Source organism: Acetomicrobium mobile, assembly GCF_937920065.1.
The window spans coordinates 1-2,754 of record NZ_CALETC010000128.1 but is presented as its reverse complement, the minus strand read 5'-3'; the positions used below and the strand labels follow the sequence as shown (position 1 = coordinate 2,754).

Annotated in this window: 2 protein-coding genes and 1 pseudogene; 1 reads left to right on the top strand and 2 read right to left on the bottom strand. The window is 43.1% G+C overall.

The window, feature by feature from the left end; all coding sequences use genetic code 11:
• Window positions 1-99 precede the first annotated feature (99 nt).
• Both gyrB and Q7P41_RS05300 read right to left on the bottom strand, forming a co-directional pair.
• Entirely contained in the window at window positions 100-2,013 is a 1,914-nt protein-coding gene (gyrB, locus tag Q7P41_RS05305) for a DNA topoisomerase (ATP-hydrolyzing) subunit B (RefSeq protein WP_303882734.1), read from the bottom strand.
• A complete protein-coding gene (locus Q7P41_RS05300) occupies window positions 1,994-2,242 on the bottom strand; it encodes a hypothetical protein (protein WP_303882733.1) in 249 nt (82 codons plus the stop codon). Before Q7P41_RS05300 ends, gyrB begins: the two co-directional genes overlap by 20 nt.
• 330 nt (window positions 2,243-2,572) lie before the next feature.
• On the opposite strand from Q7P41_RS05300, the pseudogene Q7P41_RS05295 reads away from it, so the two are divergent.
• A pseudogene (locus tag Q7P41_RS05295) lies at window positions 2,573-2,754 on the top strand (UDP-N-acetylenolpyruvoylglucosamine reductase); the annotation flags it as partial.

The following is a 2,754-nucleotide window of genomic DNA, read 5'->3' as shown; positions in this document are numbered from 1 at the left end:
GGATATGTGTCTCCTCTCATTTATTTTTACCATATCAACAATCCAACGCCAAGTATAAAAAAATCGCGTATAATTTGCCGTGCTAACAATTAGAACAAGTCACACGTCCAGATTTCTAACTTCTTTAGCGTGTGCTTCTATGAACTCCCTCCTCGGTTCGACCTTATCTCCCATCAATATGGTAAAATATTCATCAGCTGCCAAAGCGTCCTCAATGTCCACTCTTTTTAATATCCTTTCTTTGGGATTCATCGTCGTCTTCCAAAGCTGCTCTGGGTTCATCTCGCCAAGTCCTTTATAACGCTGTACATATACCTTTTTATTTGACAGTTGCTCCATTACATTGCGCAAATCTTTATCAGAATAACAATAGTACTCGCTCCTGCCAGCTTGCACTCTATAAAGGGGCGGTTGAGCAATGTAAAGATGTCCTTTCTCTATTATCTCGGGCATGAACCGGTAAAAGAAGGCGAGAAGAAGCGTCCTAATGTGTGCACCATCCACATCGGCATCGGTCATAATTATTACTCTATGATAGCGCAGCCTGTTAATATCAAAATCTTCTCCTATTCCGCAACCCAAGGCTTGAATGATCGTTCTTATCTCGGCATTGGAGAGCACTTTATCGAGGCGCGCCTTCTCAACGTTTAATATCTTGCCGCGCAAGGGCAATATCGCCTGAAAGGTCCTGTCCCGACCTTGCTTTGCACTCCCTCCGGCAGAGTCGCCCTCAACGATGTATAACTCGGACTCCTTAGGGTTTTTACTTGAACAATCGGCCAACTTGCCCGGCAAATCAAGTCCGCTAAAAGCTGATTTGCGCCTTACCAGCTCCCTGGCCTTTTTGGCAGCATCCCTAGCTTGTCTTGCCTTGATGGCCTTTTCCACAATTGGCCTTAGGTAGTCCGGCTTTTCCTCGAGAAAGGTCATTAATCCTTCGTACACAATCGAGTCCACTATACCCCTAACGTCGCTGTTACCAAGTCTAGTTTTGGTCTGTCCCTCAAATTGAGGTTCCTTGAGCTTTACCGAAATTATGGCAGTCAGGCCTTCCTTTAAGTCGTCACCAGACAGGTTTGGATCTTTATCTCTTAAAAGCTTTTGCCTCCTTGCCATTTCGTTTACTGCTCGCGTTAAAGCCGCCCTAAAACCTATCACGTGAGTACCGCCTTCCATGGTATGAATGAGGTTTGCAAAGGCAAAAAGACGTTCTTGATACGAGTCGTTGTATTGAAGAGCAACTTCCACTAAAACATCGTCTTTTTCGCCAAATATATGAATTGGTTCCTTAAATAACGGTGTTTTATCCCTATTTAGATACTCTACAAAGGAAACTATTCCGCCCTTGTACTTAAAAGAATTTGATCTGTTGTTTTTTATATCTATTAATTCTATATGCAAACCCGGTACCAAAAAGGCAATCTCTCGCAACCTGGCGCTTAATATATCAAAGGAAAAATCCCTTTCCTCGAAAATTGCATCATCTGGCATAAAGTGCACCCTCGTGCCTGTACGATCGGATTCTCCGATCGCCTTTAATTCACACTGAGGGACGCCCCTGGAGTAACGCTGATGCCATTCCAGACCATCACGCCAGACTGTAAGTTCAAGCCATGATGATAAAGCATTGACTACTGATACGCCAACGCCATGAAGTCCACCGGAGACTTGATAAGCCTTGTTATCAAACTTACCTCCAGCGTGAAGAGTAGTTAATACCACTTCAGCGGCTGACTTATTGACCTTAGGGTGCATATCCACGGGTATACCCCTGCCGTTATCCTCCACAGAGACACTACCATCAGGATAAAGAGTCACAATCACGTGATCGCAATAGCCGGCCATGGCCTCGTCTATTGCGTTATCGACCACTTCATAAACCAAATGGTGTAAACCTCGTATGCTAGTATCTCCAATATACATGCTCGGCCTGCGTCGAGCAGCATCAAGGCCCTCCAAAATCTGTATATCGTTTGCTGTATACTCCTTGGCTTCAGCAAATGTCTCTTTCATCAACATACCACTTCCCCTTTTTACGACCTAAATCCTTCCATTTCGGAGTCAATGCGCTTCTATAAAATGCGCACAATTCTTCATATTTTTTCGCTATGGTTCTTGCGCTTTTATCGACGAAGCAAACACCACCATCGCGCATATAAACCAACGTTTTACCTTCGACCCCTATTAAGGCCACAATATCATCCAGTGAGATAAAATCCTTACATTTGGACAAAAGACTCAAGATGGGGGCCTCCTTTTGCATTTGCGCTCTATTGAGCCATATATATTATAACAAAGAAAGGCCAAAAGAGGGGAATTAACGTTCATCCCGCAAACGGCGCTTCTGCAATACTTTTCATAAACTTGTATAATATTCTTTAGCTCATTAGAAACCAATGACAATTCCTCAGGACGGCCTTACGTTTGTGGTCTCAAAGCGGTGAAATTTTGTACCTTTTTGGAGGAATTACCACGACAAATATCCTAAAAGTTTGATATCCTATTGAAAGCTACGACATAAATAAAATATTCTGGGGATTTTTGTGATTCGATAAGATTTGAGGGGTTGAAATTGAAACCGAAAAAATTAGCAGACAAGCTTCGCGCGATAGGCGTAAAAAACCTGAAGGTAAAGGAACCTTTATCGATTCACTCAAGCTGGAAAATAGGAGGCCCTTCAGACATATTGGTAGAGGTAGAAGACGTATCTTCTCTGCAAAGGTTACTAGCCTTTGCAAAGGAATATGACATTCC